Origin of the sequence: Corynebacterium tardum (assembly GCF_046717785.1) — a bacterium.
GTDB lineage: Bacteria > Actinomycetota > Actinomycetes > Mycobacteriales > Mycobacteriaceae > Corynebacterium.
In genome coordinates, this window is the sequence record NZ_CP177104.1 from 343,255 (window position 1) to 357,562 (window position 14,308).

Here is a 14,308-nt window from a genome sequence, read left to right on the forward strand (position 1 = left end):
GCCAGTATAACGCGGGGTGAATACGGTTACACTGGGCAACTATGCGGATCGCGATGATTTCCATGCACACCTCGCCCCTTGAACAGCCCGGATCGGGCGACGCGGGCGGTATGAACGTCTACGTTCTCAACACCGCCCGCCAGCTCGCCCGCCTCGGCGTGGATGTGGATATTTTCACCCGCGCCACGCGCCCGAGCCAGGGAGAAGTGGTGGGCGTGGAGGAACACCTGCGCGTCATCAACATCGTCGCCGGCCCCTACGAGGGCCTGAGCAAGGAGGAGCTGCCCACGCAGCTCGCGGCGTTTACCGGCGGCATCTTCAACTTCGCGCGCTGCTTTGGCGCGGAGTATGACGTCATCCATTCGCACTATTGGCTCTCCGGCCAGGTGGGGTGGCTGCTGCGGGACCTGTGGGACGTGCCGTTGGTGCACACCGCGCACACGCTGGCGGCGGTGAAGAACTCGCACCGCACGCTCGATGACACCGCGGAGACGGAGGCGCGCCGCATCTGCGAGCAGCAGCTGGTGGATAACGCCGACATTCTGGTGGTCAACACCGCCCAGGAGACGCGGGACCTGGTGGAGCACTACGACGCCTCCGAGGAAAACATCGTGGTGGTCTCCCCGGGCGCCGACACGGAGCTCTACACGCCGGGCACGGACCGTATGACGGAGCGTGCCCGCCGCCAGCTGGGCATTCCGCTGCACACGAAGGTGGTGGCGTTCGTCGGCCGCCTGCAGAAGTTCAAGGGCCCGGAAGTACTCATCCGCGCCACCGCGGAGCTCATGGAGCGCGACCCGGACCGCAACCTGCGCGTGGTTATCTGCGGCGGTCCGTCGGGGGCGAACTCCTCCCCGGACACCTACCACGCCCTCGCCTGCGAGCTGGGTGTGGAGCGCACCGTGCGTTTCTTGAACCCGCGCCCGCCGCAGGAGCTCGTGGCCATCTACCAGGCCGCGGACATCGTGGCGGTACCCAGCTACAACGAGTCCTTCGGCCTGGTGGCGATGGAGGCGCAGGCCTCGGGCACACCGGTTGTGGCGGCCGCGGTGGGTGGCCTGCCCATCGCCGTGGCGGACGGGGACACGGGCCTGCTCGTGCACTCCCACGCGGCGGAGGACTGGGCGGACGCGCTGGAGCAGTTGCTTGACGACGATCCCCGGCGCATCGCCATGGGCGAAGCCGCCGTCGACCACGCCCAGCAGTTCAGCTGGGCGGCGGCCGCAGCACAGCTGGAAAACATCTACGCCGACGCCATGAGCATCGAGATCCCGGACTGCCACTCGCGCCGGGCAAGCGGCTACTAAAACCACATAAGCGGGCATAAACCCACACTTAGGGGTGATGTGTTTGGCTTCACAGGCGAGCCGTCGAAAAACGTGGCATGCTGGTGTTTATGACTAACGGAAAGCTGATTCTTCTTCGACACGGACAGTCCGAATGGAACGAATCCAACCAGTTCACCGGTTGGGTAGACGTCAACCTCACCGCCAAGGGTGAGAGTGAGGCTAAGCGTGGTGGCGAGCTGCTCAAGGAGCAGGGCATCCTGCCGGAGGTTGTGTACACCTCCCTGCTGCGCCGTGCCATCCGCACCGCCAACATCGCCCTCAACGCGGCTGACCGCCACTGGATTCCGGTCGTGCGTGACTGGCGCCTCAACGAGCGTCACTACGGCGCTCTGCAGGGCCTGAACAAGTCCGAGACCAAGGACAAGTGCGGCGAGGAGCAGTTCATGGCATGGCGCCGCTCCTACGGCACCCCGCCGCCGGAGCTCGAGGACGGCGCAGAGTTCTCCCAGTCCGGGGACCCGCGCTACGCCAACCTGGATCAGGTTCCGCGCACCGAGTGCCTCAAGGACGTCGTCGAGCGCTTCGTGCCCTACTTCGAGGAGGAGATCCTCCCGCGCGCCAAGAAGGGCGAGACCGTCCTCATTGCCGCACACGGCAACTCCCTGCGCGCGCTGGTCAAGCACCTGGATAACATCTCCGATGATGACATCGCGGGCCTGAATATCCCGACCGGTATCCCGCTGGTCTACGAGATCAAGGAAGACGGCTCCGTCGTCAACCCGGGCGGTACCTACCTCGACCCGGAGGCAGCCGCTGCTGGTGCTGCCGCCGTGGCCGCACAGGGCGCTAAGAAGTAAATTTGCCCTTACTTTTCGCTGCGCTTAATCCCCAGGGAGTCTATACTCCTTGGGGATTATTTTAGGGTGTGACTCGTCGTGGAACTGATGCTCCTTGCTTTCCTCGCCGGTGTGGTGGCCTGCGGGCTGGCCATACCGGTGATTACGCGTGTCCGCGAGCGGCTCGACCGCCGGCGCGCCCGCGATTCCGACTCCAACCAGGTCACCAGCGTGAGCCAAGTGCTGCACCTCGCCGTGGGCGGCTCGCCCTCCGGTATCACGGTGCTGTCCAAGGACAAGGAGATCATCTTCTCCAACCCCACCGCCCACGAGATGTCGATGGTGCACGACCGTGCCGTGAACCCGGACGTGTGGTCCGTGGCGCAGGAGGTCTTCGAGGACAAGGAGACCCGCACGCTGGATCTGGCCATCCCGAAGCGCCGCACGGGCAACCGCGTGACCCAGGTCCGCGCGGTGGTCAAGCCGCTGACGCTCAACGATGACCGCTTCGTCATCGTCTACGGCACCGACGAGTCCGAGTCCGTGCGCATGGAGTCCGCGCGCCGCGACTTCGTGGCTAACGTCTCCCACGAGCTCAAGACCCCGGTCGGCGGCATCGCCCTGCTGGCGGAGGCCCTGCTCCAGGACACCGGCGACCAAGACCACGTGGAGTACTTCGGCGGCAAGATCCAAAAGGAGGCCGCCCGCATGGCGGAGATGGTCAGCGAGCTCATCTCGCTGTCCAAGCTGCAGGGCGCGGAGGCGCTGCCGGAGATGGAGCCGGTGAGCCTGGATGACATCGTCGATGCGGCCATTGCCCGCAACCAGGTGGCCGCGGACAACCACCACAATCGGCTCACCCGTGGCGAGTCCGTCGGCGTGCAGGTGATGGCGGATGAGTCCCTGCTCGTCACCGCAGTGTCGAACCTCATCTCCAACGCCATCCACTATTCGCCGGATGAGATGCCGGTGTCCGTGACACAGAAGGTGGTGGGCGGCAACGTCGTCCTCGTGCGCGTGACCGATCGCGGCATTGGCATCGCCCCGGAGGACCAGAAGCGTGTGTTCGAGCGCTTCTTCCGCGTGGACAAGGCGCGCTCGCGCCAGACCGGCGGAACCGGTTTGGGGCTGGCCATTGTCAAGCACGTGGTGGCAAACCACGGCGGCAACATCAAGCTGTGGTCCCGGCCTGGGACGGGTTCGACGTTCACAATCGAGCTCCCTATCTACACAGAAGAAAAGCCAGCGGATACTGTAGAGAATCAGGATAATAAAGAAGACGGGGCCGTCAGCTCCGCCGCTCCTGGCTTGCAGCGCGCCGTCGCGCGCGTTGCCGCACGTCGAAAGGATAAAGCTCAATGACCACCATCCTCATCGTCGAAGATGAAGAGTCGCTGGCCGATCCCCTCGCATTCCTCCTCCGCAAGGAGGGCTTCGACGTCCTCCTCGCGCCCGACGGGCCGAGCGCGCTCGAGCAGTTCGAGGCGAACTCCGTGGACATCGTCCTGTTGGACCTGATGTTGCCGGGCATGTCCGGCACCGACGTGTGCAAGCAGCTGCGCGCCACCTCCTCGGTCCCGGTCATCATGGTCACTGCCCGCGACTCGGAGATTGACAAGGTGGTGGGCCTGGAGCTCGGCGCCGATGATTACGTGACCAAGCCGTACTCTTCCCGCGAGCTCATCGCCCGCATCCGCGCCGTGCTGCGCCGCGGTAGCGAGGTCAGCTCCGAGGGCGGCGAGGAGGAGCCGGACGAGCAGATTCTGGAGGGCGGCCGCGTGCGCATGGACGTGGAGCGCCACACCGTGCTTGTCGACGGCGAACCGGTCTCCATGCCGCTGAAGGAGTTCGACCTCCTCGAGTACCTCCTGCGCAACGCCGGACGCGTGCTTACCCGCGGCCAGCTCATTGACCGCATCTGGGGTGCGGACTACGTGGGCGATACCAAGACGCTCGACGTCCACGTCAAGCGCCTGCGCTCCAAGATCGAATCCGAGCCCTCGCACCCGCAGAACCTGGTCACCGTCCGCGGCCTGGGCTACAAGTTCGACGCGTAGTCCGCAGGCGTTTAGTCCGCCGGGTGCTGCGGGAACTCCACCCCGGAGCGCTCGCGGGCCGCAAGGTGGCGGGCGAGGATGTCGTAGCACTCCTCACCCAGCAGGGCGATGAGCTCCGTTTTCTGCGACTTCCACAGCGGTTCTTCCGCGATGTGGCAGGACGGATCGGCCGAGCAGTACCAGTCGAAGTCCTCGCCGCCGTTGCCCCAGCCGCGGCGGTCATATTCGCCGATGGTGGTGCGCAGAATCTCCTCGCCGTCGGTGCGCTCCTCGTAGTCCTCGTGGCGGCGAATCGGCAGCTGCCAGCACACCTCCGGCTTGACCACGGTGAGCTCCTCACCGGCGTCGATCGCCCACTGGTGGAGGGCGCAGCCCGCGCCCGTGGCCCAGCCGGCGCGGTTGGCAAAGATGCACGCACCGCCCACAATGGGCGTCTTGAGCTCCGGCTCCTCGCCGTCTTCGCCCTCGTCCCATTCCAGCCAGGGCTCCAGCTCGTCGGAGTCGCTCTCCAGGTACTCGTCCACGCCCTCCGGGCGGTGCTGCCAGTAGCGTGCGGGCATGCGCGTCACGGCGTCGCGAAGCTGCTCCCGGTCCGTCTCATCCGCCATGTAAGCGCCGTGGACGCAACAGCCGACGTCCGGCTGGTTCTTATCAATGCCGTGGCAGCGCTCGGTTCCGAACTGGCACGCATAGTGCGATTCCAGCCAGGTGAGATCGACGGAGAACACGTGCAGCGGGTCGTGCGGATCGGTGAACTCGAACCACTCGCGCGGGAAGTCGGGGGCCTTTTCGCGGCCGGCGCGGATGGAGGCAGCGGCGGGGGAGGAGGCTGGAAAACCCAGGTAAACCTCGTTTGATTTCGGGCGATTCACACCTACCCACGGTAGACCTACTACTCTGGAAGCGTGCGATTAGGTGTATTAGACGTCGGAAGCAATACCGTCCACCTCGTTGCGGTTGATGCCGCGACCGGTGGCCGGCCCACTCCGATGAGCGATTGGAAGACTCCGCTGCGTCTGGTGGAACAGCTGGACAAGAAGGGCAACATCCACGAGAAGGGTCTCAAAAAGCTCATCAACGCCGTGGGCGAGGCCAATGAGCTGGGTGAGAAGCTCGGCTGTGACGAGTTCATGGCCTTTGCCACCTCCGCGGTGCGCTCCGCCCCGAACTCGGCCGAGATCCTCGATGAGGTAGAGAAGCAGACCGGCGTCCGCCTGGAAATCCTCTCCGGCGAGGAAGAGGCGCGCCTGACCTTCCTGGCGGTGCGCCGTTGGTACGGCTGGTCTGCCGGCCGCATCACCAACCTCGACATCGGCGGCGGTTCCCTGGAGCTGTCCACCGGTACCGACGAGCACCCGGAGCTCGCCTTCTCCCTCGACCTCGGCGCGGGACGCCTTACCCACAATTGGTTCAATACCGATCCGCCCGAGAAGTCCAAGGTAAATCTTCTCCGTGACTACATTGATGCGGAATTGGTAGGTGTGGCCGATCAGATGCGCGCCCTCGGCCCTGCGGGCCTGAGCGTGGGAACCTCAAAAACCTTCCGTACGCTGGCACGACTCACCGGTGCGGCACCGTCCTCGGCGGGCCCCTACGTCAAGCGCACGCTCACCGCACCGGGTCTGCGGCAGCTGATTTCTTTCATCTCCCGCATGACTGCAGCTGACAGAGCGGACCTTGAGGGTGTAAGTTCTACCCGATCGCACCAAATCGTCGCGGGCGCTCTTGTGGCCGAGGCGAGCATGCGTGCCCTGGGAATTGAGAAGCTGGAGATCTGCCCGTGGGCTCTGCGTGAGGGTGTTATTCTGCGCCGTACCGATAAGGGACTGGAATAGGAAAGAAACGTGGCTGACGAGAAACAGTTGACAGTTGCGGAGCTGATGGCCCGCAACGCGAAGAACCGCCCCGAGGGGGCTACGAGCTCGCGCCGCCGTCGCCGCAGCCTAGAGGAGGGCGGCGTCTCCGTGGCGGAGCTGACCGGCAACCTGGAAAAGGTCAAGGCCACCCCGGCCGAGGCGAAGCACTCCAGCGTTTCCATCGACGAGACCGCCCCCGTCATTCCGGCACCCAAGAAGGAAGAAGACAAGCAGGCAGAAGCTAAGCAGCCTGCCGCGGCCCAGGGCGCTGCGGTACGCGTCGAGAAGCCCAAGGCAGATAGCAAGGCTGACACTAAGGCCGACGCCGAGGAGAAGCGCCACCAGCCCTCCACCGAGGACACCCACGTCATCCAGCGCGTCAAGGATGAGCCGGAAAAGGCTGAGGCCAAGGACACCAAGGTCAAGGCCGAGGAGCCTGTCGCGCCCGCAGTACCGGCCGAGCCTGCGGAGCCGACTCAGGACGCTGAGCTCGAAGAGTACGACGACGAAGAGGACTTCGAGGAGGAAGAGAAGCTCAACCCCTTCGCGGTCGTGCTTCTCGCGCTCGTCGGCGTCGTGCTGGGCGCTGTGGTCTTCAAGGGCTTCGAGGTTCTCTGGGAGAACTTCTCCCGCGTGGTCGTCCTCATCCTGGCCGTGGTGGTCACCGGCGTCATCGTCGGCATCGTCCACGCTCTGCGCACCAACCGCGATGGCTTGTCCATGTTCCTGGCCGCCATCGCCGGCCTGGTGCTGACCTTCGGCCCGCTGCTGGTTGTAATGTAGCCGTGCCCCAGGGTTTCTGGCACCCTGGGAAGCATGACAAAAATCGCAGTACTTGGTGGAGGACAAATCGGCGAGGCCCTGGTCTCCGGGCTGGTGAACGCGGGCTACGAGCCCGCTGACATCGTGGTGACCAACCGCCGCTCGGAACGCGGCGAGCAGCTGCACGGCACGTATGGGGTGAGTGTCACCAGCGATAACGCCGCGGCTATCGACGGCGCCGAGTACATCTTCGCCTGCGTCAAGCCCTACGCTATCGTCGAGCTGCTGGAAGGCCTCGACATTCCCCAGGACGCCGTCGTGGTGTCCATGGCCGCGGGCCTGACCCTCGAAACCTTGGAGAAGGCCGCGGGCGACGGCGTCCCTGTCGTCCGCGTCATGCCGAATACGCCCATGCTGGTGGGCAAGGGCATGTGCACGTGTGCGGGTGGTGAGCACGTGAGTGAGGAGCAGCTCGGGGGCGTCGTCAAGCTGCTTGAGGCCGTCGGTGAGGTTGCCGTCATTGAGGAGAAGCACATCGACGCCGCCACCGCCCTGGCCGGCTCCGCGCCCGCGTACTACTTCCTGGTGACGGAGGCGCTGATCGACGCCGGCGTCCAGCTCGGCCTCACCCGCGACGTCGCCGAAAAACTGGCCACCCGCACCGCCCAGGGCGCGGGCACAATGATGGCGGAATCGGGCAAGGACCCCGTCGCCTTGCGTGCCGGCGTGACCTCCCCGGGCGGTACCACCGCGGCGGCCCTCCGCGAGCTGGAGGAGTCGGGCCTGCGCGGCGCCTTCTTCCGCGCCGCCGAGGCATGCGCTCAGCGCGCACAGGAGCTGGCGTAGGGGATCGTGAAAATCCTGTGACACCAGTTGCCCGGCGGGTTTATGGGGAAGGGGGTTGCGGCAGGGGAAAAAATTGGCACTTGGGTCGCATTAGTCACAGGTTTCACGCTAAGCTGGCAGGAGCGCGTGCGTGATAGTCCTGTGGGAGGGGAAGCCTACAGCGCGTCACGTGCTGAAGGGTTAACTAAAATATGGCTAACGAAGATAAGGGAACTTTCCTGACCATCGCTGAAGTTGCGGAGATCATGCGAGTCTCCAAGATGACGGTGTACAGGTTGGTTCATGCAGGTGACATGCCGGCAGTACGCGTGGGGCGTTCCTTCCGCGTGCACGAGTCCGCCGTCAAGGAATACCTTGAGGCATCGGTCTACGGCGCTTAACGTTCACCATTTTTAAGCAGCGCCCACCCCTGTGGATTCCTACAGTCCACGGCGGTGGGCGCTGTTTTGGTGCTGTAGGGCCAGCTGGGTAAGATGATGGGCATTCGTGTCGGCACAGGTACGCCTGCGTCTCCCCGCTGTGCGGGGCCGCATCGAGTGCACCGTGCGGTTTCATTCCAGGCGTTGCCGGCCGGTTTGAGTACGTACTAATACCGAAAGTGAGGAAACCTGTCATGGGTTCTGTTATCAAGAAGCGCCGCAAGCGCATGTCCAAGAAGAAGCACCGCAAGATGCTGCGCCGCACCCGCGTTCAGCGTCGTAAGCTGGGCAAGTAAAGCTCCGGCACTCGCTCTCCCCGTTCGGTCCTTTATGAGGATTGTGGCGGGGAGTTCGTCGTTTTAAACGACGGGGCTGTCGTCTTCCTTTCTCGTCGTTTTAAACGACGGCGCGGGCTAGAACGGGATGTCCTCCGTGTCCTCCGTGGAGTTGTCCTGCGGAGTGCTGGGCTCGGGGGTGCGGGCGTCCTCGTCGAGTTCCTTCTTGAGCTGCTGTGCCTTGTCATGCGCGCGCTTCTGGTCGGCGGTGATCTTCTGTGCCACGGTCTGCGCCCAGCGCTTAGTCTTCGGGGCCAGGGGACCGGAGGGCTCGGTCATGGCCCAGGTGCCGTCCTCGAAGAGCCAGACGACGTCCCCGGTGATGGGGTCCATGATGTAGTGCGCCCGGCCGTCGGTCTTCATGTTGTGGTGGTGCTGGCACAGACTGGCAAGGTTGCGCGGATGCGTCGGCCCGCCCTCGGCGTAATTGATGCGGTGATCCATCTGGCACTGCCAGGCGGGGCGAGTGCACCCCAGCGCCCGGCAGGTGCCGTCGCGGCCCTCCACGAACTTGCGGATGAGCTCTGAGGCCACGTAGCTGTCTGACTCCAGGGGCTCAGCGGAGAGGTCGCGCGTGCGGGTCGCGGGCAGGTCGGCGGCGGTCCACTCGTGGCCTTGGACAAAGGTGGGCGCATTCGGGATGTCAGTGGCCTGGTAGGTGTGCAGGATGACGGTGGCGGAGGGCTGGATTGCCCCGGAGATGAGCTTCTTGAGCGCCTCCGGGGTGGAGATGTTGTGCTCCTTGGCGGCGTCCTTGATGAATTGGTGCAGGATGATGCCGGTGGCGCTGTCGGTGGTGAGCTCCAGGCTGGCGCGCTCGCCGGTTTCCGTCATGGTGTAGGTGTCCTTCGGGCGGGTGTCACGAAAGGCCACGGTTTTGTCGATGACCCGGCAGATGTCGCGCACCTTCCGGCCAATCTGGGCAGGCGTGGGGAAGTTCTGGTTCGGCCGGGTGGGGGTGAGGAAGTCCACCAGGGCGGCGTCGATAAACGCGAGCTTGTCCGCGGCCAGCGTGCCCAGCTTGGTCAGCGCGCGGTCGATGGCCAGCAGGGCGCGCATGTCGAGCAGGTACAGGGTCTCCTGCAGGTTCTTGAGCCCCGGCAGCTGCGTGAGGCGGTGGAGGGCAGCGCAGCTTTCCATGATGACTTTCGGCCCGAGGCCCAGCTTGGCGACGAGCCGCTGACACGCAACATCAAAATCTTCATCTAACGGTGGCAGGGCGGATATCCACGAGCGATAGTCCGCGCGGCGGGCGGCGGTGCGCTCGGTGGCGATGGCACAGTTGGGGTTCATGTGGGAAAAGTAGGTGGTCTCGGTGGCGGTAGTCATGCGGTATCTCCCTGGGTAGTTTTGGATGGAACACACGTTCTACCGTGACTATATAACCCGCCTCGGACATGTACCCTGAGCTGCGCAAAGGGCGATTTGGGGAGTGAGGTTAAGCGGGCACCACGCGAGCGGAAATTTCCGTATTATGGCGCACTATGGTGCCTAAGCTATTGACCACGAATAATCTCGTCATTTCCCAGACCAAGTCCTTCATGCAGGATCAGTTCCTCATCGCCGACGAACAAGGCGTGCCCGTGGGAACCATCGTGCAATCAGCCAGCCTGAAGGACATGTTCTTTAAGGCCTCCCGCAGTCTGGAGGTCGCGTTCACCGATGATCAGGGAAACCCGCAGCAGCCACTCATGGTGATTTCGGATCCGCCGAACCTGGTGCGGGATACCTATGAGGTGCACCTGCCGGGCGTCGAGAAGCCCATGGCGGTGGTGACCAAGCACTTTGCCCTGTTGAAGACTCGGCTGACCATGGAGATGGAGGGCTTTGCCGATATCGACATTGAGGGCGATTTCTGGGACTGGAACATTACCATTACCAGCCAGGGGCAGCCGCTGGCGCAGGTGCGCAACCAGTTCAGTGGTGTGGGCCGCTACCTGACCGGCAAGAACACCTATCACCTGTCCATTGCGGAGGGGCTCGACCCGCAGCAGCACGCCGGGCTGATTGGCGCGGTGATGTGCATGGATATGCTGCGCACCAAGGCGCAACAGAGCGACGGCTAGCGGCGGTGGGCCATGCGCCAGCCGCCGTAGGAGAAGAGGGCGGTGGCTAGCGCCGGGAGGCCGTACGTGCGCACGGCCTTGCGTACGGAGCGGTAGTCCCGGATGAGCCAGCCGTTCTCCTCCGCGATGTCCCGCAGCTTGGCATCCGGGTTGATGGCCACCGGGGTGCCCACCATGGACAACATGGGGACGTCGTTTGCGCTATCGGAATACGCCGTGCAGCGCTCCAAGTCGAGGTTTTCCAGGGTGGCCAACGCCGCCACCGCATGCATCTTGCCGGAGCCGTGCAGGATATCGCCCACGAGGCGGCCGGTGAAACGGCCGTCTTTGACCTCGGCCACCGTGCCGAGAGCTCCCGTGAACCCGAAGCGCTGCGCCAGGATCTGCGCCAGCTGCACCGGGGTGGCGGTGACGAGCCAGACCTGCTGGCCGGCGTCGAGGTGCATCTGTGCCAGCTGCTTGGTGCCCGGGTAAGCCTTGTGCGCCATGGACTGGTCCACGATCTCTTCGCACAGGGCGACCATCTCCGCCACCGAGCGGCCCTTGACAAACTCGAGGGCCTGGACGCGCCCGGAGGCGACGTCTTCGGCGTTTTCTGAGCCGGATACCCGGAACTTCAGCTGCTTCCAGGCAATGGGAAGAATCTCCGAGAGGCTGAAATAACGTCGGCGCGCCAGGCCGAAGGCGAAGGACACCAGGGAGGAGCCTTGGACCAGGGTGTTGTCGACGTCGAAAAACGCGGCCGTGCCGGGGTCCTGGGGGATGTCCGGGTCGGGCGCGGTGATGCTGCGCGCGCCGGCGGATTCGAAGGAGCCCTCCACGGACTCGAGGCCGGAGGAGAAGGAATCTAGGGAGATACCGAAGAGCTGTTCCACCGCTGCGGCTGCCGACGCCTCACCGGCCGCCCGCTGATGATCCTCACCGAGAGGAGCGAAGGCTTGCTGCTCGAGGAAATTGCGGAGGTTGCCCCTGCTCGCGGTCCAGTTGGCCAGGAACTCACGCGGGGAGTTGGGCATACCGGGAGGGATGGGGAGGGACACGCATTCAGCTTTCAACGGGACGGAAGACTAACGTGTCCATAGTAAACCGTTGCCTATATTTCTTCTGAATAAGGAGACCCATGTCTTCCCAGCCTCACACCGTTGAGCTCATGGTGCGCACGACCTGCGGATCCTGCGAGCGGGTGCGCCAGCAGATCGAGCCCGTGGTGGCGCAGGCGGGCTGCGAGCTTAGCGTGCGCACGGTGGATGAGGACCGGGAGCTGGCCATGGAATACGGCGACCGCGTGCCGGTTGTGGTGATTGACGGCGAGGAGTTTTCCTGCTGGGAAGTGGACAACGCGGAGCTGGCGGAGGCGCTGTCGGCGTAGTTTCGGAAAGCGTCGCCAAGCTGCTAGCCTTTTGGTTGATTTGGGTCATCCAAAGGGATGATCGAGGGCTGGAGGGTAGTGCATGAGTGTGCTCGTCGTGGGCATGTCGCATCAGTCGGCGCCGGTGGCGCTGTTGGAGAAGCTGAGCATGGATGAGTCCGTCCAGCACTCCGCCTGCGGCGCCATGGTCCAGGCGGGGTCGCTGTCGGAGGCCATGATTATCTCCACGTGTAACCGCATGGAGGTCTACACCGTCACCAACTCCTTCCACGCCGGCGTCCACGACGTCGTCCGCGTGCTGACGGAGATCTCCGGGGTGGCGGAGGATGAGCTGCGCACCTACCTGTACGTGCGCTACGCCGACGCCGCCGCGGAGCACCTCATGACGGTGACCTCGGGATTGGACTCCATGGTGGTGGGGGAGCAGCAGATTATCGGCCAGGTGCGCAGCGCCTACCAGTCCGCCTCCGAGCAGGGCACGGTGGGCCCGCGCATCCACGCCCTGGCGCAGTCCGCGCTGCGCACCGGAAAGCGCGTGCACTCCGAGACCGATATTGATGAGGCCGGTGCCTCCATGGTCTCCTTCGCCTTCGACCAGGCGCTGCAGCGCATGGGGACCGAACAGCTGGACGGCAAGCGGGTGCTCATCCTGGGCGCAGGCGCGATGGCGTCCCTGGCGGCGACCCATGCCGGGCGCCTCGGCGCCGACTTGGTCATTGCGAACCGCACCACCGCCCGCGCGCAGCGCCTGGCGGAGCACGCCCACGAGGCCGGCGTGCACGCGGACGTCGTGGAATTTAGCGACCGCGCCCAGGCGCTGCACTCCGTGGACATGGCCATCTCCGCCACCGGCGCGCAGGACTTCACCATCACGGCCGCCGACGTTGAGCGCTATCACGTGGCGGGCCGCGCGCTCATGCTGGTGGATCTGTCCCTGCCCCGGGATATCGACGATGCGACCGCGGAGCTGGAGGGCGTGGAGCTGGTCAATGTCGAGCGCCTGAGCAAGTCCCTCGACGCCGCCGCGACAGACCTTGCCGCCGGCAGCAGCCCCCACGCGCAGGCGCGCCGCATCGTGACGGAGGAGCTGGAGGCCTACGCCTCCGCCCAGCGCGTGCGCGACGTGGTGCCGGCGGTCTCGGCCCTGCGCCAGCGCGCGGCGGACCTCGTGCAGTGCGAGGTCGCCCGCCTGGAGCAGAAGCACCCGGAGCTGGATGAGCGCCAGATGGGGGACGTCAACCGCGCGCTGAAGCGGGTGGCGGATAAGCTGCTCCACGAGCCCACGGTCCGCGCCAAGCAGCTCGCCGCCAGCTCGGGCAGCGTGAGCCACGAGACCGCGCTGCAGGAGCTCTTTGGGCTGCAGCTGGAGGGCAGCGGGGTGGCGGTGGATGTCGCCGAGCTTCCCGACGCCGCCCAGATGCAGGCCGCACAAAAGAAGGAGTCGTAAATGCTGAAGATTGGCACCCGTGGATCCCTGCTGGCAACGACGCAGTCGGGCCACGTGCAGGAGTGGCTGAAGTCCGCCGGTTATGAGGCGGAGCTGCACATCGTGACCACGCACGGCGACGTCAACATGGCGCCCGTCGAGCGCATCGGCGTCGGTGTGTTCACCCAGGCTTTGCGCGAGGCCGTGGCAGGCGGGGAGTGCGACATTGCCGTGCACTCGTTCAAGGACCTTCCCACGGCCGCCGATCCGCGCTTTGACCTGGTGGTTCCGCAGCGCCAGGACGCGCGGGAGGCGCTCGTTGCCCGGGACGGGCTGACGCTTCAGGAGCTGCCGGAGGGCGCGCGCGTGGGTACCTCCGCCCCGCGTCGAATTAGCCAGCTCAAGGCCCTGCGCCCGGACCTGGACATTCGCCCCCTGCGCGGCAACATCGATACCCGCATGGGCAAGGTCACCGGCGGCGAGCTCGACGCGGTTCTGCTGGCCTACGCCGGCCTGGTCCGCGCCAACTATGCCGACCGTGCCACCGAGGTCTTCGATCCGGAGGTCTTCATGCCCGCACCGGCGCAGGGTGCTCTGGCCATTGAGGCAGTCAAGGCAACCCCGGCAGCGGAGGCGATTGCCCAGTTGGCAGATAACACCGCCACCGCCGCAGCCCAGGCGGAGCGCACCGTGCTCTCCCGCCTGGAGGCTGGCTGCACCGCGCCCGTGGCGGCGACCTCCCACTGGGAAGGTGAGCAGCTGGTGGTCCGCGGCGGCGTCTTCGCGCTGGATGGTTCGCGTCAGCTCACCGCGCAGGCGGCTGGAATGGCGGTCCAGGCGCAGGAGCTGGGGCGTGCCGTCTCGGAGGAGCTCTTCGCGCAGGGGGCGGCCGACCTGCTGGATAACTGATTTTTGGTTTCGCGCCTTATCCTTTAGTGTGTACCTAGCACACAATCATTGACGTCAATGATTTAGCCCCCCTTAATCCCTTTCTGAGGGGGCTTTTCCCTGTCCGTGCGCCCACCATTGAAGGATGGGGCGCTTCGA

16 protein-coding genes are annotated in these 14,308 nt (G+C 65.2%); 13 read left to right on the plus strand and 3 right to left on the minus strand.

Going from position 1 to position 14,308, the window contains the following annotated elements; all coding sequences use genetic code 11:
* Positions 1-41 precede the first annotated feature (41 nt).
* The 4 genes from mshA to ACLI1P_RS01635 all read left to right on the plus strand — a co-directional run bounded on the left by mshA (position 42) and on the right by ACLI1P_RS01635 (position 4,182).
* Entirely contained in the window at positions 42-1,307 is a 1,266-nt protein-coding gene (gene mshA / locus ACLI1P_RS01620) for a D-inositol-3-phosphate glycosyltransferase (RefSeq protein WP_411709261.1), read from the plus strand.
* Positions 1,308-1,396: 89 nt separating this feature from the next.
* Complete coding sequence (locus ACLI1P_RS01625; RefSeq protein WP_411709262.1) at positions 1,397-2,146, plus strand: phosphoglyceromutase; 750 nt, start codon at positions 1,397-1,399, stop codon at positions 2,144-2,146.
* An 87-nt stretch (positions 2,147-2,233) separates the two neighbouring features.
* Positions 2,234-3,487: a sensor histidine kinase gene (locus ACLI1P_RS01630; RefSeq protein ID WP_411709679.1), complete on the plus strand. Its 1,254-nt coding sequence runs from the start codon at positions 2,234-2,236 to the stop codon at positions 3,485-3,487.
* Positions 3,484-4,182, plus strand: a complete 699-nt coding sequence (locus tag ACLI1P_RS01635) for a response regulator transcription factor (protein WP_296134657.1) — start codon at positions 3,484-3,486, stop codon at positions 4,180-4,182. Before ACLI1P_RS01630 ends, ACLI1P_RS01635 begins: the two co-directional genes overlap by 4 nt.
* A gap of 11 nt (positions 4,183-4,193) precedes the next feature.
* On the opposite strand, the gene ACLI1P_RS01640 is transcribed toward ACLI1P_RS01635, so the two are convergent.
* Entirely contained in the window at positions 4,194-5,054 is an 861-nt protein-coding gene (locus ACLI1P_RS01640; RefSeq protein ID WP_408930008.1) for a hypothetical protein, read from the minus strand.
* A 33-nt stretch (positions 5,055-5,087) separates the two neighbouring features.
* On the opposite strand from ACLI1P_RS01640, the gene ACLI1P_RS01645 reads away from it, so the two are divergent.
* From ACLI1P_RS01645 to ACLI1P_RS01665, 5 genes are all read left to right on the plus strand, one after another.
* Positions 5,088-6,017 carry a Ppx/GppA phosphatase family protein gene (locus tag ACLI1P_RS01645; RefSeq protein WP_306507940.1) on the plus strand — a complete coding sequence of 310 codons (930 nt, stop codon included), beginning with the start codon at positions 5,088-5,090 and terminating at the stop codon, positions 6,015-6,017.
* A 9-nt stretch (positions 6,018-6,026) separates the two neighbouring features.
* On the plus strand, positions 6,027-6,821 hold the full coding sequence (locus tag ACLI1P_RS01650) for a hypothetical protein (protein WP_411709263.1): 795 nt from the start codon (positions 6,027-6,029) through the stop codon (positions 6,819-6,821).
* A 33-nt stretch (positions 6,822-6,854) separates the two neighbouring features.
* Positions 6,855-7,646 (plus strand): pyrroline-5-carboxylate reductase, encoded by a 792-nt coding sequence (proC, locus tag ACLI1P_RS01655; protein WP_306507942.1) that lies wholly within the window; start codon positions 6,855-6,857, stop codon positions 7,644-7,646.
* 191 nt (positions 7,647-7,837) lie between these two features.
* Positions 7,838-8,026, plus strand: coding sequence for a helix-turn-helix domain-containing protein (locus ACLI1P_RS01660; protein ID WP_296134674.1), 189 nt, complete (start codon positions 7,838-7,840; stop codon positions 8,024-8,026).
* Between the two features lie 233 nt (positions 8,027-8,259).
* Positions 8,260-8,361 (plus strand): 30S ribosomal protein bS22, encoded by a 102-nt coding sequence (locus ACLI1P_RS01665; protein WP_003855542.1) that lies wholly within the window; start codon positions 8,260-8,262, stop codon positions 8,359-8,361.
* A 117-nt stretch (positions 8,362-8,478) separates the two neighbouring features.
* Here the strand turns inward: ACLI1P_RS01665 and ACLI1P_RS01670 are convergent, their stop codons facing one another.
* Positions 8,479-9,729: an HNH endonuclease signature motif containing protein gene (locus tag ACLI1P_RS01670; protein ID WP_411709264.1), complete on the minus strand. Its 1,251-nt coding sequence runs from the start codon at positions 9,727-9,729 to the stop codon at positions 8,479-8,481.
* Between the two features lie 155 nt (positions 9,730-9,884).
* On the opposite strand from ACLI1P_RS01670, the gene ACLI1P_RS01675 reads away from it, so the two are divergent.
* On the plus strand, positions 9,885-10,466 hold the full coding sequence (locus ACLI1P_RS01675; protein WP_411709265.1) for an LURP-one-related/scramblase family protein: 582 nt from the start codon (positions 9,885-9,887) through the stop codon (positions 10,464-10,466).
* On the opposite strand, the gene ACLI1P_RS01680 is transcribed toward ACLI1P_RS01675, so the two are convergent.
* Positions 10,463-11,482, minus strand: a complete 1,020-nt coding sequence (locus ACLI1P_RS01680) for an HAD-IB family hydrolase (RefSeq protein ID WP_411709266.1) — start codon at positions 11,480-11,482, stop codon at positions 10,463-10,465. The two genes, ACLI1P_RS01675 and ACLI1P_RS01680, sit on opposite strands and share 4 nt — an antisense overlap.
* 104 nt (positions 11,483-11,586) lie before the next feature.
* Between ACLI1P_RS01680 and ACLI1P_RS01685 the strand changes: the two genes are divergently transcribed.
* From ACLI1P_RS01685 to hemC, 3 genes are all read left to right on the plus strand, one after another.
* The gene (locus tag ACLI1P_RS01685) at positions 11,587-11,835 is read left to right on the plus strand and encodes a glutaredoxin family protein (RefSeq protein ID WP_411709267.1); all 249 of its coding nucleotides are present in this window, start codon (positions 11,587-11,589) and stop codon (positions 11,833-11,835) included.
* Positions 11,836-11,917: 82 nt separating this feature from the next.
* The gene (locus tag ACLI1P_RS01690) at positions 11,918-13,282 is read left to right on the plus strand and encodes a glutamyl-tRNA reductase (RefSeq protein WP_411709268.1); all 1,365 of its coding nucleotides are present in this window, start codon (positions 11,918-11,920) and stop codon (positions 13,280-13,282) included.
* Positions 13,283-14,170: a hydroxymethylbilane synthase gene (hemC, locus tag ACLI1P_RS01695; protein WP_411709269.1), complete on the plus strand. Its 888-nt coding sequence runs from the start codon at positions 13,283-13,285 to the stop codon at positions 14,168-14,170. It begins immediately after the preceding gene.
* The last annotated feature ends 138 nt before the right edge of the window (positions 14,171-14,308 follow it).

Excerpts from the sequence above, each read along its gene's own strand:
- mshA (WP_411709261.1), top strand. The coding sequence starts at position 42 with ATGCGGATCGCGATGATTTCCATGCACACCTCGCCCCTTGAACAGCCC.
- ACLI1P_RS01625 (WP_411709262.1), top strand. The coding sequence starts at position 1,397 with ATGACTAACGGAAAGCTGATTCTTCTTCGACACGGACAGTCCGAATGG.
- ACLI1P_RS01630 (WP_411709679.1), top strand. The coding sequence starts at position 2,234 with ATGCTCCTTGCTTTCCTCGCCGGTGTGGTGGCCTGCGGGCTGGCCATA.
- ACLI1P_RS01635 (WP_296134657.1), top strand. The coding sequence starts at position 3,484 with ATGACCACCATCCTCATCGTCGAAGATGAAGAGTCGCTGGCCGATCCC.
- proC (WP_306507942.1), top strand. The coding sequence starts at position 6,855 with ATGACAAAAATCGCAGTACTTGGTGGAGGACAAATCGGCGAGGCCCTG.
- ACLI1P_RS01660 (WP_296134674.1), top strand. The coding sequence starts at position 7,838 with ATGGCTAACGAAGATAAGGGAACTTTCCTGACCATCGCTGAAGTTGCG.
- ACLI1P_RS01665 (WP_003855542.1), top strand. The coding sequence starts at position 8,260 with ATGGGTTCTGTTATCAAGAAGCGCCGCAAGCGCATGTCCAAGAAGAAG.
- ACLI1P_RS01670 (WP_411709264.1), bottom strand. The coding sequence starts at position 9,729 with ATGACTACCGCCACCGAGACCACCTACTTTTCCCACATGAACCCCAAC.
- ACLI1P_RS01675 (WP_411709265.1), top strand. The coding sequence starts at position 9,885 with ATGGTGCCTAAGCTATTGACCACGAATAATCTCGTCATTTCCCAGACC.
- ACLI1P_RS01680 (WP_411709266.1), bottom strand. The coding sequence starts at position 11,482 with ATGCCCAACTCCCCGCGTGAGTTCCTGGCCAACTGGACCGCGAGCAGG.
- ACLI1P_RS01685 (WP_411709267.1), top strand. The coding sequence starts at position 11,587 with ATGTCTTCCCAGCCTCACACCGTTGAGCTCATGGTGCGCACGACCTGC.
- ACLI1P_RS01690 (WP_411709268.1), top strand. The coding sequence starts at position 11,918 with ATGAGTGTGCTCGTCGTGGGCATGTCGCATCAGTCGGCGCCGGTGGCG.
- hemC (WP_411709269.1), top strand. The coding sequence starts at position 13,283 with ATGCTGAAGATTGGCACCCGTGGATCCCTGCTGGCAACGACGCAGTCG.